This window comes from Nostoc sp. 'Peltigera membranacea cyanobiont' 232 (assembly GCF_002245985.1).
Classification (GTDB): domain Bacteria; phylum Cyanobacteriota; class Cyanobacteriia; order Cyanobacteriales; family Nostocaceae; genus Nostoc.
Window position 1 is genome coordinate 18,407 of sequence record NZ_NOLK01000065.1, and the last position, 24,400, is coordinate 42,806.

Genomic DNA, 24,400 nt, shown 5'->3' on the forward strand with positions numbered 1-24,400 from the left:
AACATTTAGCGCTGAAGGCGAAGATTTGATATTGGGGGCTACTAGTTTAATTTTAGAAGTTTGGCTCAAACAATATTTGCAGCGATTCCAGCTTTGTTTTCCAGGTAGAAATATTAAAGAAATTGCGGTTAAAGATAGCAGATTTTTTTCCAATTCTCAACTCTTAGAAATTGATCTCCTGCTCAACAATTACTCTGGATATAAGGAAGAACACCACTGCACTAGATTAACAACTCATAAAATGCTATTGGTTGCTTTTGGGGCTAGTAAATATCTTAATGAGCATAGCTTAGTTAAAATAAATGATATTAATTGGGCTGATATTGTGCTTTTAGATGAGGTTCATCAAGAACTATCTAAAAATGCGTGTTTGAGGAATAAATTAAGTGGCGTACATGTAATACATAATTATCAAGATGTACTCAAATATGCTTCAAAAAATCAGAAGCTAACGATTTTGCCTGACTTTTGTCGAGCAGAAATAATATCTCAATACCAAGTTTTAACTCTTCCTATTCAAGATGTTAATGAATATGGTATTTATCTGCATGTTCCTCGCTTTAGTGAGTTGTTAATATCCGCAGAGGGTTTGGTGAGAAGTTTTAGACTCGATCGAGACAATTTGGAAAGCTTACCTAATATAAACCTAATTTCAGGTAGCTATTCTCCCAAAGAGGAAAATATTCTTAGGATAGGTATTCAGAGAGATTCCATAGGACAGTTTATTGCTGGGTATGGGACTAAGTATATTTCTGATTTACAGAGAGCATCCTCATCACTGGAACAGCCTATTTTCAAAAACATTGAAATTAATCGAAATTTCGAGTTACAAATTCTGCCCTTTGACTCTGGCGAACAAATGAACCGACAGATGAAGCGGGGAGAACTAGATATTTGTATTTTAGATGATATTTCTCTCTTGAATAATGGTAGCCAATTCTTTGATGATTTAAGTTTTGGTTCTAAATTAATTGGAATTGCTTCATATAATATTTTAGGTCAAGATATAAATATTGTTCTACATAAAGATTCTTCTATAAACACTGTTCAGGATCTGAAAGGGAAACGAATTTCCACCTTATTTGGTTCTAATGCTCATAGGTATATCATCACTCTTTTTGACCTCTATAATATGGATGTCAGTAAAGATTGCAGATTAGTGAATGAAGATCCTCGTAAAGCAAGTAAGAGTTTGGCAAATAAAACTATAGATGCTTACGTGTGTTGTCACACGTTCGCCTCAATTCTAGAAACTTACGCTTTTGTGAGAAAGCTGCCTTTATCTCAAACAATTGGTTTAAGTATTCCATCAATCAGAGGAATTGTTTGTCGCTCACAGTTCATTAAAGAAAACCCTAAAATTTTAGTCGCTTATTTACACGATCTAGTAGTTGCTAACTATTGGTTTAATTCATCTCCAATCAAAGCAGCAGATTTACTAACTAAAGTGATTGATGTGAGAACGACTCAAGTAAATCAGTTTTTTAATCCGGTATTTGGGAACCGCGTCGATCCCACCCTCAAACCTCAATGGTCTTGGTTACTCAAAACCTTAAATCGCAGATTGGAAGGAAAATATGGTATTTCACTATTTGATGTAGATTTCTGGATCGATGATTATTTTTTAAGGCTTGTCTACAATCTACTAAATCTAGATTATCATTTTCATCAGGTTTCTTTTGCAAGTGAATTTTCTAGCAGCTATTTTGTCGAGGAACAGTTTAGCCGACATATAAAAGTTCTCTATGATAAATACGATTTACCCTTACAAAATGAAGATAGCAACTACACAGCAATATCCTTGTAGCAACTGGCGCAGCGCAGACAATAAAGTAGAGATGTTATAAGCTGCGTTGAAAGGGCTAGTACCGCAAGGCGGAATTCAAAATTCAAAATTCAAAATTCAAAATGAATACAGCGTAAGCCTTTCGTTGATTTGAAATGGTAGCTTTATTTACGCCGTGGTGTACTAGTCCTATAACTGGTTTCCGGTGCGAAACTGCCGAACAAATCAGATATAAAACTTTGTTAATGATGAACAGGAATCTATCTTAACGATAGGTGATGGAGATTAAATAACAACTAATCGATTAAAAGCGTTTATTGTTCTGAACAGGTAGCCAAAAATCTATGGTCATGCCACAAACCTGATTTTTGAGCCTTTTAACTCAAATTAAGTAGAACGACTTGAAAAAAACAAACTATGTAAAGTAATGTAACTTTAGCGAAAATCAGTTCGTAGTAAGGACTTTAGTCCTGATTTGAGAACTAAAGTTCTCACTACAAACCTTTAATTATTTATCCTGTTCTACTTAAGTTAAGTAATAGGGTATTAGCACGCACAGTTTTAGGAGGATTTTTGTAACAAGATTGTTAAATTTAGTTACATAAACCATAAATTGAGGGGCAATCTCCCTATGCTTGCTTTTACCAATCCAAAGCAGTCACAGGGCTATTGCCCCTAAATATTTTGAGCGTTAATCGCTCTTTCTCCAGAAACACCTATTAATTATCTTTCATTAGGCTATCTGGGCTTAGATTCCACACACCATACTCCGCAATCTCAACACAGTTACTAATTACTCAGCAGTGACGAGTTCAGTGCTGCCGCGTGTCCGTCGCCGTGTGAGGCTGTTGTACAACATTACCCCGATCGCCTTAATCAAATTGCCTTCCAATTCCTGGAACAGCTTCATGTTCGTGCCAAAAGCGGCGTTAGCTTCATCAACGATGCGATCGCTTGTCGCTTCGTCAAGGGGTAATTCATCCAAATTTTGACGATATTTCGCTTTGAATGCCTTCTCATCAGGAATTTCTGGAAACTCATAAAAAGCTGTTCCTTGCCCATCAGACAAATTCATCGCCGTTACAGCAATGTTTTTGAGAATTTGTCCCCCAGATAAGTCACCCAAGTAACGAGTATATGAATGAGCTATTAACAGTTCTGGTTCTGTTGCAGATATTTCCCGAATGCGCTGTACATAAGCTTCACCTGCGGGAGATAGTTTGATTTGCTCTCTCCAGTTAGCACCAAAGTAATAACCCAGGTCTTGCTCTAAGGTATACTTACGGTTTAGCTGGGGAAAGTTAATTTTAGAAAGAATTGGGTGCTGGCTATGCTTTTCCATTTCTTCTTCCATCGCTGAGTAGACGAAGTAGAAGTTAGCAACTAGTTTCCGGTAAGAGTTTTTCTCGACTACTCCTCTTAAAAAGCACTTGACAAAACCTACATTTTCTGCCATCGTGTGGGCTTTTTTAGTGCCTACACGTAATTTGGTTGCTAAATTGCTGCTCATGCTAAATTTCTCAACTTTAAAAAGGTAATTGCCGGAGTTTTAATTTCCGAACGGCTAAAAAAGCCATTAAAACGTTACCTTAAAACTATTTGATGAGAATTTATATTAAAATTTTTTAAGCCGCGATTATTTTGTAGTTTTTTACACAGCAGCAAGACTATGAAAATATAACTTTACATTTCGGCATTTTGATTTTTTTGTTGTTATTAGCTAACTTCTGCTTTCATTCTCAGCTTTCCTGAAAAACACTAGTGATAAAATAAAGTAATATTTGTTACAATTTGTTTTTTATTAATAGCATTGCAAAGTGTGAACTAATACAGATAATCAAAACTCAAGTTGATGGCATAAAACGAATAATTAGCTAAAATGTGGAGACTTTACTAATAATGTAAAAACTAATACTGACTTCATGGAATACTTACAATTCCAAAGGCAGTAATTCAGTACAACTACGTAAAGATAGTTTGACTAGAATGAATTTCTAAAGAGAAAAAGCATGTCAAAATTGCTGAATCAAAGTCTTAAGTGCTATTTTTCAGTGTGATTGTGTGGAGTGTTTAAATATATGGTTTCATCTATAACTCGGACACCGGGCATTCCTGGGGGTTCTGCTTCCGAACCTGAAGGATTAGGCAAAGGGATTGAGAGCAGTTTTGGGCTAAATTTAATCCCACTACCAGCGAATCCCTTATTTGGTACAGATGGGATTCGCGGACGAGTCGGAGAATTACTAAGTGCGCCTTTAGCATTACAAGTTGGTTTTTGGACGGGGATTGTTTTACGTAACCATGCGACTCAAATAGGGCCAGTCATTCTCGGACAGGACTCTAGAAACTCCAGCGATATGCTAGCAATGGCTTTGAGTGCAGGGTTAACAGCAGCAGGATTAGAGGTTTGGTATTTGGGATTATGTCCCACTCCTTGCGTTGCCTATCTCACCAGCATCAGTGATGCCATCGGCGGAGTGATGATTTCTGCCAGCCACAATCCCCCAGAGGACAATGGAATTAAGGTTTTTGGTGCTGATGGTGGAAAGTTACCGCAAATATTGCAGGCAGAAATAGAAGCGGGACTGCGTGGGAAAATATCACCGATCGCTAGAGTCAATAATTGCGGACGGCATTACTCACGTTTCGAGTTAGTGGGGCATTATAGCGAGGCGTTGAAAAAACCCTTGAACAGTGCCCTAAATCTTCAGGGAATGAAGATTGTTTTAGACTTGGCGTGGGGTGCAGCAGTCGGGTTAGCACCATCAGTATTTACGGAAATGGGGGCAGAGGTAATCTGCTTGCATAATGAAGCAGATGGCGATCGCATTAATGTTAACTGCGGTTCCACCCACCTAGATATTCTTGCGGCCACAGTTCAAGAACACAACGCCGATATCGGCTTTGCTTTCGATGGTGATGCCGATCGCGTCTTAGCAGTAGACAATACTGGCAGACAAGTTAACGGCGATTACATTCTTTACCTGTGGGGACGGCATTTACAACAAAACCAACAACTGCCAGACAACCTGATTGTATCTACAGTCATGGCCAACTTAGGCTTTGAAAAAGCTTGGCAACAAATTGGTGGTAACTTGATTCGTACCGCAGTCGGCGATCAATACGTGCAAGCCGAAATGTTGCGGACTGGGGGAATGTTAGGCGGCGAACAATCAGGTCATATTCTTTGCCGTCATTATGCTGTGACTGGAGATGGCTTGCTAACAGCCTTGCATATAGCAGCTTTGGTGAAAGAAGCGGGTGTTTCTCTTGGCGAATTAGTAGATCAAAGCTTCCAGACATATCCGCAAATATTACGGAACGTGCGAGTTGTAGATCGCGATCGCCGTTTAGGATGGCAAGATTGCGAACCGGTGCAACAAGCGATCGCTCTTGCTGAAGCAGCAATGGGTAATTCCGGCAGAATCTTGGTTCGCGCCTCTGGTACAGAACCAGTAATTAGAGTCATGGTAGAAGCCGCCAATGCCGAACTTACCAACTACTGGACAAATGAATTAGTTTCAAAAGTCCAGCAACATCTGATGGACTAAATTAGCTATTATCTCAGCTTTTAACAAGCGTCAATTTTTCGTCACAGCTTCTACAAATTAACCAGCCTTGGTTATCTGGAGAAGCTGTGACGTTTGTATTTTTATTGTTACCGCAGAGACGCTGAGAAGCCAGTGCGTTGCGGGGGTTCCCCCCGTTGAAGCAACTGGTGCGGCGCAGAGGGAGAGTAAAAAAGAATACTTTCAAGAAAAACGGATTTTACTATATTATATTATGTCCGGCTAATTACTTATCTACAAAATTTACCAGGTCAGCATAATTATTCTTGGCATCAGTCTGAGCGTGTTATTATTTACTTCGAGATTCTTAGCTATAAAACTCATATTTTATTTCTGAAAAAGTTCAGTATAATCCCAAAATACTTCTTGCCAGTTGCCTATTGATTGTTAAGCAAAGTAATTCCAGAAACCAAAGCTGATTCCTATATTTATTTTAAGGATAATATCATGCTTGTTTTTGTTATCCCACTTAAAAGTGCAAAAGTTTCCAATTCCTGGGAACGTGTTACACAATTATTTGAAAGATGCATTAAATCAGTTTGCAATCAAACGTCACCTAACTTTCACGTTATTGTTGTTTGTCACGAAAAGCCAAAAATAGAATTCACCAATTCTCATATCACATACGTTACAGTTGATTTCTCTCCTCCCAACGAGACTGACCCTGTAGCTAAAGGAGATACAGATAAAGGGCGTAAAATCATGAAAGGACTGATTTATGCTAGACAATTTTCTCCTACTCACACTATCGCAATTGATGCTGATGATTGTGTTAGCAAAAACTTAGCCAAATTTATTCAACAACATCCTAAATCTGATGGATGGGTTATCAATAAAGGTTATAAATATCAGGAAGGTAGTGAATATATATATATTAAAAGAAGAAACTTTTATAAAATGTGCGGTAGTTGTAACATTCTTCGCTATGATTTGAACTATTTACCCGAAAGCGCTGAATATAATCGGGGCTACGGATACTATAGATATTATATAGATCACGGCAAAGTTAGGGATGTTTTAAGGGACAAAGGAAAAGCTATTAAATCATTACCATTCGCAGGAGCAGTTTATATTCTGGATACAGGAGAAAACCTTTTTGATAATTCAAAAAGATTGAGATTTAGCATTTTTAATCGCAAATTATTAAATCAATCAGTTAAGGACGAATTTGGATTGTACAACTTACAGCCATCCCAAAAGATTTGTCAAGTATAATGTATTACCCCGATGCTGATAGGCTACAGCGCTACTATGCCGAAAATAAAGTCAAAATCCAAGACATCTAAAAAGTCGAAAAAAAAGGGTTCCAAGGAAACTTCTACCCTTAGCCTCAAAGAACAGTTAGCCCAAAAACGCAAAGCAGCCCTAGCACGTAAAGAACTCATTAGTTTACTGACCACCGCCACTTCTTGCGGTGTCTTCGTTGGGATTGTACTTTTTTTCGTAGGTGGAATTAAAGCAGCACTTCCTGGTGTTTTAGGGATAATCATCATGTCCCTTTCTTACAAATACCCGCGCCAAGCGCTATATGCCTTCATCATTTATGTACCTGTTGGGGGTACTATCACTTACTACTTGGGCAGTAGTCCCATACTCCAATTAGCTAAAGATGCCTTTTATGTTCCAGCGCTAGTTGGACTTTGGCAAACTTGTCGAAAGCAGGGATTACCCTTAATTATTCCCCAAGGCATTAAAATCCCACTTTATATTGTCTTGGGTTGCAGCATACTAACACTAATATTTGTCAATGGTGGACAGCAGTTTAACCCGCCTAGCGTGGGACTATTGGAAAAAGCAGAGAAAGAAATACCTTTGGGTATGGGAATTCTGGGACTGAAAGTATTTTTAGGCTATGTCCCCCTGCTTGGTTGTGCTTACTATCTAATTCGGGATAAGCGGGATTTTCTCTTTTTATCGCGCCTCCAGATTGTCCTCATACTGGTTTGTTGTGTGCTGGGATTTATCCAATACCTGTTACTACTAACTGGTATATGTAAAGGCACTAGAGGTCTTGAAGGAAATGCCCTATTTGTCACATCACTAGAAGCCCGGTGTTATTTTGGTGGAGCGCTCTTATATAGTCCCGAAGAAGGAGTGATTCGTCTACCAGGAACATTTGTAGCCCCTTGGCAATGGGCGTGGTTCCTAATTTCCAGCACCTTTTTTAGCTTTGCGACTGGCTTCGCCGACTCTTCCCCATTATGGCGGGTGTTAGGTTTAGGTTCTTTGGTGGCAGTCTTTATCAATGCTGTAATTTCTGGACAAAGAATCGCCTTAGCCTTAGTACCCATCTGCTTCGGGATTTTGCTATTGCTGACTGGTCAAATTGGCAACCTTAAACGGTTTATTCCCATAGGAATAGGACTTGCCTTTATTTTGGGAATAGCAATGGTGACTAACCCCACTGTCGTCCAAGAGAGAACTGAGAGTTTTACCAGTCGCTGGGACGCTTCACCACCTCAAGATTTTATTGTCCAGCAATTTGAAGAGAATTGGAAAAACGTAGATGGGCCTTTGGGAAGTGGCTTAGGTAGAGCAACTAACTCTGCTCGCGCAATGGGTAAAACTAAACTCGTGGAAACCTACTACCCTAAAGTCCTTTTTGAAGTTGGAATTGTTGGAGTACTAGCTTTTCTAAGTTTGGTAACAACTTTAACAATTATTGGCTTTAAAACCTATCGTTCCATAAAGAACCGTAATTTCCGCAGTTACGGAGCAGCTTTGTGGGTGTTTATATTGTTTATTAGCTACAACACCTACTACTATCCTCTGGATGTCGATCCTGTTGCTGTCTATTATTGGTTTTTTGCGGGAGTTCTTTTTAAATTGCCAGAACTGGAGAAACAAGATAAAGAAGATGCTAATCCTCAGCACAAAAACCAGAAAAAACGTCTAAAAACAATTTAAATGAAAGAAAAATGGCAAAAGTTGTCATAGGAGGTCAAAAACACCTCAGCATTCCTAACCTACCTCGAAATTCTCAGCATACACTCATCCGCCCCAAGCCTTTCCCCGCAGGTAGATATCCTATAGAAAAAATTTGGTATCCTTTAGGCAGCTTTATGGCTTGGCAACCTGTATGGGAGAGATACCAAGCTATTCATTCTTTCAACAGAATTTTATATACAAATAAACCTTGGTTTCTCACCTTTGAGGATCATCGTGTTTTATTTAGAAATCCTCACAATCAAGGTGAAGCGGCAATTTATGAAATCTTAAATAATCGATTAGCACTAGATAATTGTCAAAAAATTATCGCTATCTCTGATTATGCTAAGTTGAGATTAATTAAGCGGATAGTAGGTTGGAAAATAGAAGAAAAAGTAAGTAAAAAATTGCAGGTTATTCATCCCAACTTCCCAGTCAGAGTTAGCAAATCGAAATTTTATCAGGAACAGCAAAATCTCCAGCTTATATTTATCGGAAACCATATTGCCCGTAAAGGTGGAATTGTTGCTTTAAGACTCGCTAAGAAAGCTGAAAAATTAGGTTTACCGATTACTGTACATATAGTTTCAGAACTAGGACATGGTTCAGGAGTTCCGACTGATTTTCCCGATCGCAGTAAATATGTAGAGGATTTAAAGTTACTGAAGTTAAATAACGTTGTCTTTCATAAAAATATTCCTAATGACAAAGTTATTGAGTTATTATCGCAAAGTCATTTTCAATTAATGGCGACATTACATGATACTTATGGCTATAGTATCATTGAAGGCTTTTCTGTTGCAACCCCTGCAATTACGACAAATGTATGCGCTTTACCAGAGTTAGTTCGTCATGGCGAAAATGGTTATGTTTTAGAGTTACCAATTAACGAAATTAGGCACTGGAGTAATTGGCTGCATGGGGATAAAACTAAAAGCGATGAATATTGGGAAACTCTCAATGGCACCTATGATTATTTAGCAGAGCAAGCATTACAACAAATCATTCAATTTCTTGATAGAAGTGATAAACGAGAACATTATGAATTTTTAAGTGCAGGAGCCTTAGCTCAAGCGCAAATTGTACATAACTCCGAAAAGCAAAATGAGTTATTTGATAATCTCTATGCAACTGCGGCGGGAGTATAAAGAATTAAAAGCAATCTTAACCAGTTTTTGCTGAATGTAACTTCAGGCAATAGTAGCTTAGTAAAGTTAATGAAAATTAATTTTTATAAGGTTATTATCAAAGTAGAAAAATTACTTAATAAAAATCATGGATAATTATCCTTTAATTACTGTTGTTATCCCGACTTATGGTCGAGAAGAAGCGCTACGGGATAGTATTGTAGATGTCCTGAAACAGGACTATCCAAATTTTGAAGTTTTAGTAGTAGACCAAACCCAAACCCACCAATCAGAAATTCAAGCCTATCTGGAAGAGATGGTAGGGGCAGGTAAAATTAAATGGTTGCGCTTAGATTGGGCAAGTTTACCAGGGGCGCGAAATTATGCTATCCGGCGAGCTTCTGGTGAAATAATATTATTTATTGATGATGATGTTCAACTAACCGCTGGATTGTTAGCAGCCCATGCGAAAAATTATTTGCAAAATCCAGAAGTGGGGGCTGTGGCTGGACGGGTATTTGACAGAATGAAATTAGGTGATTCTGGAGGAGATTTACAGATTGAATATCTGCCTCCCGAAGCTATGGATCCAGGAATTGCTTGGTATCATATTGATTTAGTACATACGATAAAACCCCAGCAAGTGCTGACAGCTAGGGGTTGTAATATGTCATTTCGCCGCGAAATCTTTACTAAGTATGGGCTAAGGTTTGATGAGAGGTTTCGCGGTAGTGCAGTACGCGAAGAGTCAGATTTTTGTTTGCGGGTGCGAAAGACGGGATATAAGATTTGGTACGACCCAGAAGCCCATTTAGTGCATTTAGGCGAAGAAACAGGCGGTTGTCATGATATTAGTATGCGATCGCTAAAATATCAACTGACCTTCTACCACAATCATTTCCTACTAGGGCTGAAAAACCTGACTGTGACTCAATCTTTGCGTTTATACGGTCGTTTATTTGACTGTCACGTTCTGGGACGACCACCTTGCCATAAAAGTGGTTCCCCTATCAAAATTGCCACTCGCGCTATTTTCTACATTTTGGGTTTTTTCAAAGCCTTGGGTAGTGTCATCCAATCATTATGGAACGATGGTCAAATTTACAGTCGATTGGATGAGCAAGTTTAGTTAGGAGTTAAGAGTTATAAATCAGGAGTTAGTGAATGACAAATGACAAATGACAAATGACAAATGACAAATGACAAATAATAAATATCAATGAAAATCTTAGTTGCTAGTCACACTTATATCGTAGACCTCAACTGTGAGAAATTACGCGCTTTATCTCAACTAGAACCGGGAGTTGAAGTGACAGTTGTAGTCCCAAAGCGCTGGAAACCAGGCGGCGTACAAAACAGAATTATTCAAACTGAATACCGTGATGAAGGCACATTTAGAATAGTTCCCGTTTCTAACTTTAGTCAAAATCATCAGGGACTCCTTACCTTTGGCGCTGATTTGATATCTTTATTAAAACAATTCCGTCCCCAAATCATTCAAGTAGAACAAGGATCTAGGGGACTAGCTTATACTCAGATGATTGCCTTAAATCAGCTATTAAGACTCAATGCAAAAAACGTATTTTTTACCTGGTGGAATTTACCATATAATCTGAAATTACCAATTGCTTTGTTAGAAAAATATAACCTCGATCGCAGCCACGGCATTATTTCTGGCAATCAAGACGGTGCAGAAGTTTTGCGACAACGAGGATATAAAGGGGCAATTAAAGTTATGCCGCAACTGGGTGTAGATGAAAGTTTATTTACTCCCAAAGCTCAACCAGAGTTAGCAGCTAAGTTTGGTATTAACAAGGAAGATTTTGTTGTAGGTTTTGTTGGTAGATTTGTGCAAGAAAAGGGTTTATTAACGCTTTTACAAGCCTTAATTGCATTGAAAAATAAACCTTGGAAATTATTACTGCTGGGACGGGGAGAGTTACAAACTGAATTAATCAAAGTTGCAGCAGAAAACAATATTAAAGAACGGCTAATTTTGATAGAAAGCGTCCCCCATGATGAGGTTGCAAACTATATCAATTTAATGAGTACTTTAGTACTGCCTTCAGAAACAACTTATAAGTTTAAAACTTTAACTTCTGCTGGCTGGAAAGAGCAATTTGGTCATGTGCTAATTGAAGCGATGGCTTGCCAAGTACCTGTGATTGGTTCTAACTCTGGTGAAATTCCCTATGTAATTGGCGATGCTGGTTTAGTATTTCCTGAAGGTGATGCTCAAGCCCTTGCTAATTGCTTAGTTCAATTAATGGATAAACCAGATTTTGCTCACAGCCTGGGTGAAATGGGTTATCAGAAAGCAATGGTTAAATATACAAATAAAGCTTTGGCTAAACAGCAATTAGAGTTTTATCAGGATTTAGTCATTAGTCATTAATAAATAACAAATGACAAAAAAATGAAGATATTACAAATTGTCCCCTCTATTTCTCTGATTTACGGCGGGCCTAGTCAAATGGTACTAGGATTAGCTCCAGCGTTGGTAAAAGAGGGAGTGGAAGTTACAATTCTCACAACTGATAGTAATGGCGATAATGGCCAAACACCTCTGGATGTTCCTTTAAATCGCCCAATTAAACAAGATGGCTATGAAATAATTTACTTTCGTTGTGCGCCGTTTCGTCGCTACAAATTTTCCCTAGATTTATTAAATTGGCTAAAACGTCACGCTCATGAGTTTGACATAGCACATATTCATGCTCTATTCTCCCCAATAATTAGCGCTGCTGCTATTGTGTGTCGTCAGCAAAAGCTACCTTATATTTTCCGTCCTTTGGGTACTCTCGATCCGGCTGATTTACGCAAGAAGAAGCAATTAAAACAGCTTTATGTTGCAATGATAGAACGCAAAAATTTAGCTGGTGCCGCAGCAATTCATTTTACCAGCGACCAAGAAGCGAAAATATCAGAACGATTTGGAGTATCTACGCCAGATTTGGTGATTCCCTTGGGTGTGATTCCCCGTCAATCTTCTATGAAAAATGTATGCAGTCAGTTAGAAATACCAAAGGATGTGCCTTTAATACTGTTTATGTCACGAATTGACCCAAAAAAGGGGTTGAATTTGTTAATTCCAGCACTAGAGAAGCTGTTGGCGGTTGGTTATAAGTTTCATTTTGTCTTAGCTGGGACAAATCCTCAAGATCCAGATTACGAACAAAAGATAATATCTCAAATTCAAAATTCACCACTGCGATCGCACGCTACAATTACAGGCTTTGTCACTGGTGAACTCAAAGTTAGTTTACTACAAGCTGCTGATTTATTTGTCTTGCCTTCCTACTACGAAAATTTTGGGATTGCTGTAGCTGAAGCAATGGTTGCAGGTGTACCCGTATTAATATCTGACCAAGTGCATATTTGTCAACAGATACGTGATAGCGAGTCCGGTTGGGTAGGTGTAACAGATGTCCAAGTACTGGTAGAGTTACTGCAAGAAGCTTTGCAAAATCCCGCAGAACGCCAACGACGCGGATTAAACGCCCAAAAATATGCCTTGGAGAATTTTAGCTGGGATGCGATCGCAAGGCAAACAATCCAAGCCTATCAAAAAATCCTGGTAAACAAATGAATTTAACCCAACGCAGACAACAGCAATAGATTTAGCCCAATTTGAAGATAACCGTAAAAACCAAAATATTATAATTAAGGTGAGTTTATTGACAATAAACTGTTGTCTGCAATGCGGTATAGTTTGGTGGATGTCTTGAAGAATATGCGGAGATTTTATCATGACGGCTGCCACCACGCCCCAGGTTCCTGTTGAACCCTCAATCCATTCAGCAAAACCCTGTGCGATCGTTATCTTTGGAGCAGCAGGAGATTTAACCAAGCGTCTGTTGCTTCCCGCTCTCTACAACCTAAAAGTTAACAATTTGCTGCCACAGGAATTTGCGATTATTGGAGTTGCACACACTTCAATGAGCCAAGACGATTTTCGCCGCAAACTCTCTCAAGATATCCATGAGTTCGCAACAGTTCCTGTAGAGGATCGTCTCTGGCAACCGCTTGAGCAACGATTGTACTATCTTGCAGGTGAATTTCAATCAGCTGACACTTACCATCAGTTGCAAGACTTACTCACTCAAGTCGATCGAGAATGTGGCACTCAAGGAAACTATTTGTTCTATTTGGCAACTGCCTCTAACTTCTTTTGCGATATCGTTACACAACTGGGTGCGTCAGGATTGGTGCGTGAAGACAATAATCAATGGCGGCGAGTCATTATTGAGAAACCCTTTGGACACGACTTGGATTCGGCTCGTACCCTGAACAAATCCATTAGTGCTGTCCTTGAAGAAAAACAGATATACCGCATCGATCACTATCTGGGAAAAGAGACTGTACAAAACATTTTGGTATTTCGGTTTGGTAATGGCTTGTTTGAACCGATTTGGAATCGCGAACATATCGATCGCGTACAGATTACCGTTGCCGAAACTGTTGGAGTCGAAGGCAGAGGCAATTTCTATGAAGGCACTGGGGCATTGCGGGACATGGTGCAAAACCATCTGTTTCAACTGCTGGCAATGACGGCGATGGAACCGCCAATCTCGTTTTCAGCCGATGAGGTGCGTGATGAAAAGTCAAAACTATTGAAGTCCATTATTCCGTTCACTGCTGAAACTGTGCAAACTCATACTGTAAGGGGACAGTATGGTGCGGGAACGATGAAGGATACTCAAGTACCTGCTTATCGCTCGGAGTCACGAGTTGCATCAGACTCTACCACTGAAACTTATGCTGCCTTGAAGCTGAACATCGACAACTGGCGCTGGGCAGGGGTACCGTTTTATCTCCGAACCGGCAAGCGTCTGGCTCAACGGGTAACTGAAATTGCAATTCAATTTAAGCAAGTACCGTCATTATTGTTTCGCAATACCTCGATCGATCGCCTCACACCTAATTTTTTGACCATCCGCATTCAACCAAAGGAGGGAATTCACCTCCAATTTGGTGCAAAAGTGCCTGGCCCCGCGATGACAATGGATGCGGTGGAAATGAACTTTTGCTACAACGATCGCTTTGGCAAGATCCCAAGTACTGGCTATGAAACCTTGCTCTACGACTGTATGATTGGTGATGCGACTTTGTTTCAGCGATCTGACAACGTAGAATTGGGCTGGAAGGTCGTCAGCCCCATTCTGGAGGCTTGGGCAACTTCGTCTGAAAATTTGACAACCTACACAGCAGGCTCATTCGGGCCATTGGCAGCAGATGATTTGTTGATCCGCGATGGTTGGCAATGGCTGCCGATTCATCCATGATTCTTACTAGAGATATTGACTTTCTTTGAAGTGGAACGGATATTCCATTGCTTCTCTCTCATTTACCCACTTGGATATTGGCTCATTCTATAGTCATCTTTTATTTGAAACTTGTGTAAAGGTGTAAGAGAATGAAGAGTTAAATTCTCTTCTACTAATTAGTTCTGAGTTCTTACAAGCCCATTGTCAATATGCCTTCAATTAACTACAACCGCACCGATAGCCAACAGCCACAAAGCATAACTGTTAAAGGTTATGTTGTCCGTCCCGGATTACACATTCTCACCTACGAGCAAATCAGGTTACTGCGAGAAGAAACACAGCATCATTCTCAGCTTGAACATTTGGTAAATCAAGGTGTCATCAAGTTGACTGGTTAATGGTTGCCAACAGAAAAATCTTAACTCGCTACATCTAATTACATAGTTACTGGCTGTTCTGACTCCCTCATAGCATCCAGTTTCTCAATGAAATTAGTCAATTGCCTCGGTTGCCTAGTTTTAATTGAGAAAGGACGCTTGAGTAGCGATCGCGCACAACTGACACTATACGCAAAGCACGGTATTAGCGATAACATTGTATGGGAATTGAACGCTATCAATAAAATGCTAGATATGAAATGCCAATTCTTACCAAACGCTTTGTTCGCACAGATGAAAGTAGGTCATTGGTGGATAAGTGCCTTATTGTGGATGGCTTTAGCTACTCCAAGCAAAGCATCTGTAATCTTGCGAATTGCAATTGAGAGGGGAGTTAATCAGGTAACAGTTGGCAGTTCTACAACTGCATTGGTTAAAGATAGTACTGGTAAGACTCTCGGAAAATTACCAGCAATGAGTTCATTTTATGCCCAAGCGGTTCCAGGGGGTGTGGCTTTAGATAAGTGGCAGTCTGGTCTATTTTGGATTGAACCCACAGGTAAGGGATTCGTTTACATTGGCGAACACTGGTATCGAGGCAGAACTCTCGTTGTCCCAACAGACAAAGGACTAACGGCTGTTAACTGGGTTGATGATGAAGAATATCTCTATAGTGTTGTTGGTGGCGAAATGGATACTGAGTGGCCTGCTGAAGCTTTGAAAGCGCAAGCAGTTGCTGCCCGAACTTTTGCTCTCTATGAGCGAGAAAAACGGCGTAATAATCCTGTTTACGATTTAGGTGATAGTCCAGATCATTGGCAGAATTATAAAGGAGTAATCAATGAAACTCCTAGTACTTATGCTGCCGTCGATGCGACTGATAAACAAGTACTAACTTATAAAGACAGTATTATTCTTTCAGTTTTTCATGATTGTTCTGGAGGACATACTGAAAATGTCGAAGATGTTTGGGGAAGCCACGAACCTTACCTGCGGGCTGTTGAAGATTACGATCAAAATGTTAGCGAGTGCAAATGGGTGAAAACTTTCTCCCCTACAGAAATTAGTGCCAGAATTTCTGGTGTAGGTAATGTTTTAGATATGATTGCACAAACCTACTCACCTTTTGGTAGTGTTAAAGTCTTAAAAATTGTTGGTGATAAAGGAACCAAATTACTGCAAGGTGAAGAAGTACGTACAGCCCTTAAGATTAAAAGTACCCATTTTATCCTTACCAAAGCAGCAAATGGTAGTTTTGTACTTCAAGGACTTGGCTACGGTCATGCTTTAGGCATGAGTCAATGGGGCGCGTACAATTTAGCTAAAAGAGGAGTAAACTACCTGCAAATTTTAGGGCATTATTATCAGGGTGTAGCTCTAAGCACAATTAACCCAAAGTAAAATTAAACTAATACTCTTGGGATAATTTGGGTTGATCTAAATACTGATAAACTATCCGCGAAACTTGACGGACAAACTCCCTTCCTCGCTCATCGTCATGGGGTCTAATCACAAAAATCCCTGCCAAGTAATGCTTACCATTTGGCAAACTAATAATTCCTGCATCCCCAACCAAAAATCCAATATCTCCAGTTTTATGAGCAATACTTCCACCCTTACCCACACCAGCCGCTAGCAACTTATTATTATGACAATGACGCAAGACATCTAAAACTTGGAACTGACTACTTTCTGAAATCAACTTATGTTGGTCAACCAAGGCTGACAACCTGACTAAATCTGCTGGGCTAGTGGTATTAGTACCTTTAAAGTCTCCTAACATATTGCGGATTACTGTGTTTTTTAGCCCCCAAGTGTGGAAACGCTGATTGAGTTTTGCTTTCCCGCCTAGACGATCGATAATCATGTTACTAGCAGTATTATCACTGATCGTAATCATTTTGTTAACAGTTTCCATTACACTCAGCTTGATTCCTGCTCGTTTATACTGCAAGTCACCGGAACCACTCGCTACTAAGTCACGCCGCATCACTAGCTTTTCATCGAGTTTGATATTCCCAGCATCTACTTGTTCAAATAAAGCAATTAAAATCGGATATTTAATAGTACTAGCTGCCGGAAATACTTTTTCGCCATCAATATTCAAATAGTTTCCTGTTTCTATATCTAAGAAAAACATTCCCGGTTTGAGAAAACTGTAATGAGCCATTAATGCTTTCACTTGAGACTTTAACTCTGGGATTTCTTTACCTAATGGGATAATTCCACCAAATAAAGAAGGATTATTTACATTCGTGAATATATCTGGTTGATTGAGTTGAGGAATCAAACTTTTCTGTATAGTGACTCTACTTGGAAAGTTAGTCAATAAAAACTTAAAATCTCTTGCTGACTCTAAATGACTCCGATTAGAATCAAATGTTTGAGATTTTATGCTAGCTGCTAAACTTGGTGATGTTAGTAAGAAAGTACTAATAATAGTTAGTAAAAATCCGCGTAATTTCATAGAGTTATTTTCATTAGGAATTTATTTTCTTCTTCGACAGCTTTTTTGGAATGATTTATGCAGAGCAATTATAATGTGCTAACAGCATAGTTATATTTGTTTACAACGTCAATACAGCACTTCCTTTCTTTGGAACTCAAATATAATTACTACGTTCTTTATTTGGGAGTTTAGTAATTGACAGCTAATCTGGATTGAGGATTAAAAGATTATTACATACTTAATAGAGGAAAATATTACAAAACTATGACGAACGTGTGTTTTATTTACATGATTGCATTGAAGCCTATCTAAACCTGTTCTATAAAGTAAGTAGAACAGGGTAAATAATTAAAGGTTTGTAGTGAGAACTTTAGTTCTCAAATCAGGACTAAAGTCCTTACTAAGAACTGATTTTCGCTAAAGTTACATTACTTTACATAGTTTGTTTTTTTCAAGTCGTTCTACTTACAAGTTTTCTGAATATGAACAAGATAACCTGACATGAATAGGAGACTGAGCAAAACAGGGTTTTCAAGGGACTCCTCAACAAAATAAATCTTAACCAACTAAATCGGGCGGTAAGCAATCGCACTCTTGGCAATACATGAATACATAGCTATACTTTCTCTGAAGGTAAGTAGATACAAAGTCTAACTTCCGATCGGTATGGTGACTGATTATTTTGACTATTAAAGGGAACTTCACGTGATCGATAATAAGCCGAGTCTTTCGACTTCAGGAAAATTAGTTGGGTTGCTTATCTTATGTGGTAGTTTTAGTCTGATTTTAATCATCTTGAACAAAATAAATCTTTTTAAATTTCAATCAAAACAGACTCTAAATGTAAATAATATAGCGGCAGATGTAGGAACTCAACAGCGAGTTCAAGAATTCAAGACAACGATCCTGAAAAGTTGGCAGCAAGAAGCACAAGTAAAAGGTTTTTCTGACTCTATTCCATCAAGTTTCCAAGGTGCGATAATTGACGCGGCAAAACTCTCTCCGCCTCAAAAAATAATTGCTCTCACCTTTGATGATGGCCCTTGGCCTGAAAGTACAGCAGAAGTGTTAGATATCCTGAAAAAAAACCAGATCAAAGGGACGTTTTTTGTGGTTGGGCAGAACGTCAAAAATTATCCCAACTTACTCAAGCAGGAGATTGCTGAAGGTCATGTCATTGGCAACCACACTTGGCATCACTGGTATCAATTCTTGAACCCACAAGCCGCCGCTTATGAAATTGACCACACTTCCGATCTGATTTTTCAAACTACAGGCTTAAAAACAAATTTATTTCGACCACCTGGAGGAGTGATGCATAATGGCGTTGTTGACTATGCTAGAAATAGTAAATATGCGATTATTTTGTGGTCATCTGACTCTGTAGACTATTCCCGTCCTCCTGTACCCAAATTAATCGGTAATGTATTCAGAGAGGCAAAACCTGGCGGAATTGTGTTGATGCATGATGGTGGTGGTAATCGTTCTAAGACTGTAGAAGCTTTACCAGAAATTATTGCCAACTTTCGCAATCAGGGCTATCGATTTGTTACCATTCCTGAACTATTACAAATTCAAGATAAAAGCCAAAAGTTGATCGTTAAACAAAAGTAACCCCGATTCTTTTCTGAAATTGTGTAATTGCTCCTCATGCTAACACGACTTAAAGCAAAATTAGAGTTTTAATCACGTGGTTAGCGTCGTCTTGTTTATGTAAACAGTTTATCAGTTATGACACCTTGCTATTTTATTTCTTGTATAGTTTGTCAATACGTAAGTTATAAGAAGTGATGTTGCAGCGATCGCCATAGCCATAAGCTGTTGCGTATTTAATTTGTATATGCGATGCGGGCAAGATGCCCGCACTACAATAATTTTACGTTTTCGTACTATACAATTTAGCTGCACATCAGCTTATAATCATAGGGGCACAATATTAATATTGCACCCCTACGCATCTGGTCTATTGAATTGAAAAATGTTCCTAAATCTTAGGGATAAAGACCTCTGTCAGTCAACGCCTGGGCAACTCTACCTACTCCTAAAGTGTAAGCTGCTAACCGCAGAGAAATTTGCAGCGCCTCTGACTGGTGAATTACCTTGCGGTAGGCTTGCACCATCAAATGTTCCATTTCGCGGTTGACGCGCTCCTCATCCCAAAATACGTAGGAAAGACCCTGCACCCATTCCAAATAACTGACTACCACACCGCCAGCATTCGCCAATATATCCGGTAGAACTATCACACCCCGCGCCTCTAATGCCAAGTTAGCCTCAAGAGTAACCGGCCCGTTAGCTGCTTCTGCGACAATTTGCGCTTGCACCTGATTCACATTTTCTTGTGTAATCTGGTTTTCTAAAGCGGCTGGTATTAATACATCGCAAGGTAAAGTTAATAAATCTGCATTGCTAATTGGTACAGATTGTGGGAAACCTATAATACTCTTACCATTTTCAGCAGCATAGATTTTCAACGCGGGAATATCAAGACCAGCTTCGGAAAATATTCCCCCAGCACCAGTTGAAACGGCGATAATTTTCGCGCCTGCTTCATATAGTAATTCGGCTGCGGCACCACCGACATTACCAAAACCCTGAATAGCTACTCGCACTCCTACTAAGGATTTACCTCGATCTGCTAGCGCCTCACGGACAATAATCATCGTGCCACGTCCGGTTGCCATTTCTCGCCCCAGCGAACCACCAATCGAAAGGGGTTTTCCAGTTACAACTCCTGGTACAGCATGACCGACATTTACAGAGTAAGTGTCCATCATCCAAGCCATTTCACGGGCAGAAGTACCCATATCTGGCGCAGGAATATCTACGGAAGGCCCAATATCTTTTATCAACTCGCTGATATAACGGCGGCTGATTCGCTCTAATTCGCCAACACTGTAATGTTTGGGATCTATAGCAATGCCACCCTTCCCACCACCATAAGGAATACCTAACAAGGCACATTTCCAAGTCATCAACATTGCTAAAGCCGATACTTCCCGCAATGTTACAGCCGGATGGAAACGAATTCCACCCTTGTATGGGCCTAAAACATCAGAGTGCTGTACCCGATGTCCAGCGAGAACCTGTATTTCCCCATCATCTAGTTTCACGGGAATGGAAACTGTGACAACTTTACGCGGATGGCTGAGGATTTCCAGCAAACCCTGATTTAAATTTAATTCTTTAGCTGCTGCTTCTAAGTAGCTACAGGCTTGATCGAATGGACATATATGCGCTGGAGAAGCAGGTTCTAGCGGTAGTAATGACTTTGAAATCATAAAACTTTCTCCTCATCACGGTATCTTTACGAACCGGATTTTATTCTGTAACTAGCTTATCCTTTTTTTGTTTGAGAAATAAGAATTTTGTAGTTTTTGTTACAGTTTTATATTTTATATTCTGCTAGATAGATTTAGCTACCGCGATCGCTGTATTCTGCCCACCAAAGCCAAAACTCAAACATAATACTTGCCTAATTTTACTTAGACGGGCTGCTGTAACGATTTCTAAATCAAATTCTGGCTGCTGCAATCCTACACAAGGTGGTAATATTTGATGCTTTAATGCCATGAGAGAAAAAGCTACACCTAAAGCTCCCGATGCTCCTAATGTATGACCTGTGCTTCCTTTAGTAGAACTAACTGCCACACCTTGAGGAAACAAACGCTGGATTACCATGCTCTCCATCTGGTCATTTAACTGAGTAGCTGTGCCATGAGCATGAATATAATCAATATCATTTGGTGTCAAACAACTACGTTCTAGACATTGTTTGATAGCTGCGATCGCACTTTTCCCTTCAGGTTCTGGTGAATTACTATGATATGCGTCGTTAGTTAAGCCGAAACCGAGAATTTCACCATACACTTTTGCTTGACGCTGCTTTGCCAACTCTCCTGATTCTAAGACAAATACAGCTGCGCCTTCGCCTAAAACTAAGCCTTCTCGGTGCAAATCAAAGGGATAAGCCCCAGTTTTCGCCAAAGCACCCATCTGCTGAAACCCAGCTAAAGTTAAGGGTGTAATTGGTGCTTCCACTGCGCCTGCGATCGCCTGTTGACATTGCCCAGTTTGGATAAGTAAAGCTGCTTGGGCAATAGACCAAATTCCAGTCGCACAAGCTGCCATCGGTGCTAAAACTATACCTGATGCACCGATTTGTCTTGCAGCTGCGATCGCATTGATATGAGGTAATGTCTCTAGCCAATTTCCCAAATCAGAAACGGGGAAATTCTTCGCGTCACCACTATACATTTGCCGCGCCAGCCTCTCCCAAGATGCTTGATAAGAGCGACTCGATCCAATAACTACAGCACAATTAGCTAAAGGTGGAACTAACCCAGCATCTTGCAAAGCAGAAGCAACAACCATCTGAGTTAACATTGTCAACTCAGATGGTTGTTGAGAAATCAAACCTAGAGGAAGTGGTTTTAGTTCTGGAAATGGTTGATGTAACCTAATTCCAGATTTACCTGCTAGCAAATGTTGCCAACTATCCTCTAAGCTTCCACCCAAGGCAGAAATCAAACCAATACCAGTAACACAAACCTTAACCAATTTGGAAATTAGGGGTTAGGAGTTGGTGTTTTCAGGTTTTCAGCCCCTTGGGTGACTTTCGCGGATTCAATGCGATCGCCTTGCTGAATTTTGTTCACGACATCAAAGCCTTGAGTGACATTGCCAAACACGGCGTAGTTACCATCCAAAAAGGCTAGATCCGCCAAAGCAAAGTAAAACTGAGCAGAAGCGGAGTCTGGTGCTTGCGATCGCGCCATTGCTACTGCACCCTGTTTATGGGGCAATACGACGGGTTGAGCAGTAGCATCAAATGGTTTATTGTAAATCGGAGTATCGGAACCTTTCGGCTTAACTTCTAAAGGTATATAGCGAGCATTTCCCGTTTTTGGGTCAATATAGCTACCGGTTCCTAGTTGATCGGCTGGAACTTTCGGGTCTTTGCTTTTGGGATCGCCCCCTTGAACTACAAACGGTTGGGGATCGCGCACAACTCGATGGAAAGCTAAACCATCGTAAACACCCTTTTGCACTAAATCTACGAAGTTGCCAGCTGTGATGGGGGCATCAGTGCCGTCTACTTCGATAGTAATGGGCGAACCTTTAACTGTTATTACCACAGTAGCCTTGCCTTCAAGACGTGGTAAACCAGCGATTCCAGGAACACTCTCACTACTAGTTTGAGATACGGATGTTGCTTCAGTAGTCGTCTGGGTAGTCGAGGTAGCTGTCGAGGTTGGAGAAGACGTATTAGAAGCTACCTGCTGTGTTGAACATCCTCCGAGCATCACAGCACTGATAAGCACAAGAGAAAGCAAAAATTGTGAAATTTTTAACCGCATTGCCAGTTACTGATTTAACCAGAGTATCTTATCGTTTTCAGGGGAACTGGGGATTGGGGATTAGGGACTGGGTAATGGCTAATGGGGGGATGAGGAAGATGTCCAAGAGTTCTATTGATTATTACCCAATTCCCAATCCCCAGTCCCCAGTCGCCAATCCCTTACAATCCTTCTAGTGACACTTCCAAAAAGCGGGCTAACTTTGCACCTTCTGTTTCCAACTCTGTTAAAGATAACGGTTGTCCAACCCGTGTTAAGGGGATATCACGCCGCCCTTTAATGCGTAGATACAGGGCGCGACGGGGATTCAGACCTTCTTTTACGGCTATTCGCACAGATTGTACATCTTCTATGCGGCTATCTATCTCAATTCGGCGGTTTTTGCCGGGAAAACCCCAACGAAAGATTTTGATTGTGCCAGTTTCCCGATCGAATTCGTTGTAACCGCCACCTACATCCAATAAAATCACTAGCCATAGGTATGTGGCTAATAGCAAGCCAGCAGAGCCATATAACCCCATTACCAATCCTTGGGGGACAAATACCAGTTGAGTTGGATCGGAAACTATGAGTAAATTAACTTTTAAATAGCTGGATATCCCAGCCAATAAAAAGCCGCTTGCTCCCAAGGTAACGATAGTTGCCCACCAGTAGTTACTGAACCGACGAGAACCGAGAACATTTTGATGCAGGAGGCGATCGCCTTTGTTAATCGTTGTTGATGTCGTCATTGAACTACCATTGCCTGTGAGATACTCGCTGTGACATACTCGCACACTAAATGCTGCTAGACAGAACTTGACTAAATTGAAGGCTAGTCATTCAACTAAAGAACACTTTAGAGTGTCTGCTGCTTGATTATTTTACCAAACATTGTTGACAAAAACTCAGATGCGCTCCTCCCTGCTGCTACCCATATAATTTGTTTGTTAGGGCACGTTTATAATTTTTTTACTCATTGTCCGATCAAAATTCTCTCTCTCCAGCCCCCTGACTCTTTTTGACATCTTGGGAAGGAGTTACCTACTTACGTCCATCTAGACTAAATTTTCTTACATTTCTGAGAAAACTTGTGTCAAATTGTAAAATTTCTGATATTCATATTATTTATAAGGTTCGTGTTTCATGCCTAATTTGCTTGGTGTCTATCAGGCAAAAACCCTGAGTAGTGTGATAAGTTAAGAATCATTAAGTTACCACAAGCTAGATTACTAGCCGATGGTGGGTGTAATGGCATAAAGAAAGAGAAATACTGATTTCACAGGTCAGTAAATTCTCAGAATCTCAATCGTTTTTAAGCTTTTGAGATTGTCAAAAAAACGTTAATTCCTCACGGCAGTCGGTTACATTGGCTCTCCGTACTGCCTTAGAAACGTTGCAATTTTAGTAAAAAAAGAGGATTTTAGTCCGATGACCATCGCAGTTGGACGTGCGCCCAGTAGAGGGTGGTTTGACGTTCTAGACGACTGGCTCAAGCGCGATCGCTTCGTATTCGTAGGTTGGTCAGGGATACTATTGTTCCCCTGCGCCTTCCTAG

General features: G+C 40.0%; 18 protein-coding genes and 1 pseudogene. 13 read left to right on the forward strand and 6 right to left on the reverse strand.

The window, feature by feature from the left end; translation table 11 throughout:
- Positions 1-31 precede the first annotated feature (31 nt).
- Positions 32-1,807 carry an ABC transporter substrate-binding protein gene (locus CDG79_RS21170; RefSeq protein ID WP_223278238.1) on the forward strand — a complete coding sequence of 592 codons (1,776 nt, stop codon included), beginning with the start codon at positions 32-34 and terminating at the stop codon, positions 1,805-1,807.
- A gap of 772 nt (positions 1,808-2,579) precedes the next feature.
- Here the strand turns inward: CDG79_RS21170 and CDG79_RS21175 are convergent.
- Entirely contained in the window at positions 2,580-3,296 is a 717-nt protein-coding gene (locus tag CDG79_RS21175; protein ID WP_094343883.1) for a biliverdin-producing heme oxygenase, read from the reverse strand.
- A gap of 568 nt (positions 3,297-3,864) precedes the next feature.
- Between CDG79_RS21175 and glmM the strand changes: the two genes are divergently transcribed.
- The 10 genes from glmM (at position 3,865) to CDG79_RS21225 (ending at position 16,455) form a co-directional block, all read left to right on the forward strand.
- On the forward strand, positions 3,865-5,337 hold the full coding sequence (gene glmM, locus CDG79_RS21180) for a phosphoglucosamine mutase (protein ID WP_094343884.1): 1,473 nt from the start codon (positions 3,865-3,867) through the stop codon (positions 5,335-5,337).
- Between the two features lie 402 nt (positions 5,338-5,739).
- Positions 5,740-6,570: a glycosyltransferase family A protein gene (locus tag CDG79_RS21185; RefSeq protein WP_223278239.1), complete on the forward strand. Its 831-nt coding sequence runs from the start codon at positions 5,740-5,742 to the stop codon at positions 6,568-6,570.
- Between the two features lie 36 nt (positions 6,571-6,606).
- Positions 6,607-8,262: a hormogonium polysaccharide biosynthesis protein HpsL gene (hpsL, locus tag CDG79_RS21190; protein ID WP_094343898.1), complete on the forward strand. Its 1,656-nt coding sequence runs from the start codon at positions 6,607-6,609 to the stop codon at positions 8,260-8,262.
- A gap of 11 nt (positions 8,263-8,273) precedes the next feature.
- The gene (locus CDG79_RS21195) at positions 8,274-9,431 is read left to right on the forward strand and encodes a glycosyltransferase family 4 protein (protein WP_094343885.1); all 1,158 of its coding nucleotides are present in this window, start codon (positions 8,274-8,276) and stop codon (positions 9,429-9,431) included.
- A gap of 127 nt (positions 9,432-9,558) precedes the next feature.
- Entirely contained in the window at positions 9,559-10,539 is a 981-nt protein-coding gene (hpsN, locus tag CDG79_RS21200) for a hormogonium polysaccharide biosynthesis glycosyltransferase HpsN (RefSeq protein WP_094343886.1), read from the forward strand.
- 90 nt (positions 10,540-10,629) lie between these two features.
- On the forward strand, positions 10,630-11,805 hold the full coding sequence (hpsO, locus tag CDG79_RS21205; protein WP_094343887.1) for a hormogonium polysaccharide biosynthesis glycosyltransferase HpsO: 1,176 nt from the start codon (positions 10,630-10,632) through the stop codon (positions 11,803-11,805).
- Between the two features lie 21 nt (positions 11,806-11,826).
- Positions 11,827-12,999: a hormogonium polysaccharide biosynthesis glycosyltransferase HpsP gene (gene hpsP, locus CDG79_RS21210; RefSeq protein ID WP_094343888.1), complete on the forward strand. Its 1,173-nt coding sequence runs from the start codon at positions 11,827-11,829 to the stop codon at positions 12,997-12,999.
- A gap of 160 nt (positions 13,000-13,159) precedes the next feature.
- On the forward strand, positions 13,160-14,695 hold the full coding sequence (gene zwf / locus CDG79_RS21215) for a glucose-6-phosphate dehydrogenase (RefSeq protein WP_094343889.1): 1,536 nt from the start codon (positions 13,160-13,162) through the stop codon (positions 14,693-14,695).
- 191 nt (positions 14,696-14,886) lie between these two features.
- Positions 14,887-15,075, forward strand: coding sequence for a hypothetical protein (locus tag CDG79_RS21220; RefSeq protein ID WP_094343890.1), 189 nt, complete (start codon positions 14,887-14,889; stop codon positions 15,073-15,075).
- Positions 15,076-15,300: 225 nt separating this feature from the next.
- The gene (locus CDG79_RS21225; RefSeq protein WP_442937503.1) at positions 15,301-16,455 is read left to right on the forward strand and encodes a SpoIID/LytB domain-containing protein; all 1,155 of its coding nucleotides are present in this window, start codon (positions 15,301-15,303) and stop codon (positions 16,453-16,455) included.
- Positions 16,456-16,462: 7 nt separating this feature from the next.
- Here CDG79_RS21225 and CDG79_RS21230 read toward each other — a convergent pair whose 3' ends face one another.
- Positions 16,463-17,521, reverse strand: a complete 1,059-nt coding sequence (locus CDG79_RS21230) for a serine hydrolase (RefSeq protein ID WP_094343891.1) — start codon at positions 17,519-17,521, stop codon at positions 16,463-16,465.
- 687 nt (positions 17,522-18,208) lie between these two features.
- Here CDG79_RS21230 and CDG79_RS21235 point away from each other — a divergent pair.
- The gene (locus tag CDG79_RS21235) at positions 18,209-19,117 is read left to right on the forward strand and encodes a polysaccharide deacetylase family protein (protein ID WP_094343892.1); all 909 of its coding nucleotides are present in this window, start codon (positions 18,209-18,211) and stop codon (positions 19,115-19,117) included.
- Between the two features lie 377 nt (positions 19,118-19,494).
- Here CDG79_RS21235 and CDG79_RS21240 read toward each other — a convergent pair whose 3' ends face one another.
- From CDG79_RS21240 to CDG79_RS21255, 4 genes are all read right to left on the reverse strand, one after another.
- Positions 19,495-20,784, reverse strand: a complete 1,290-nt coding sequence (locus CDG79_RS21240; RefSeq protein WP_094343893.1) for a Glu/Leu/Phe/Val family dehydrogenase — start codon at positions 20,782-20,784, stop codon at positions 19,495-19,497.
- A gap of 124 nt (positions 20,785-20,908) precedes the next feature.
- The gene (locus CDG79_RS21245) at positions 20,909-22,063 is read right to left on the reverse strand and encodes a beta-ketoacyl-ACP synthase (protein ID WP_094343894.1); all 1,155 of its coding nucleotides are present in this window, start codon (positions 22,061-22,063) and stop codon (positions 20,909-20,911) included.
- An 8-nt stretch (positions 22,064-22,071) separates the two neighbouring features.
- On the reverse strand, positions 22,072-22,863 hold the full coding sequence (locus CDG79_RS21250; protein WP_094343895.1) for a peptidylprolyl isomerase: 792 nt from the start codon (positions 22,861-22,863) through the stop codon (positions 22,072-22,074).
- A 161-nt stretch (positions 22,864-23,024) separates the two neighbouring features.
- Complete coding sequence (locus CDG79_RS21255) at positions 23,025-23,594, reverse strand: photosystem I assembly protein Ycf4 (RefSeq protein WP_094331449.1); 570 nt, start codon at positions 23,592-23,594, stop codon at positions 23,025-23,027.
- Between the two features lie 679 nt (positions 23,595-24,273).
- Here CDG79_RS21255 and CDG79_RS41215 point away from each other — a divergent pair.
- Positions 24,274-24,400, forward strand: a pseudogene (locus CDG79_RS41215) (photosystem II D2 protein (photosystem q(a) protein)); the annotation flags it as partial.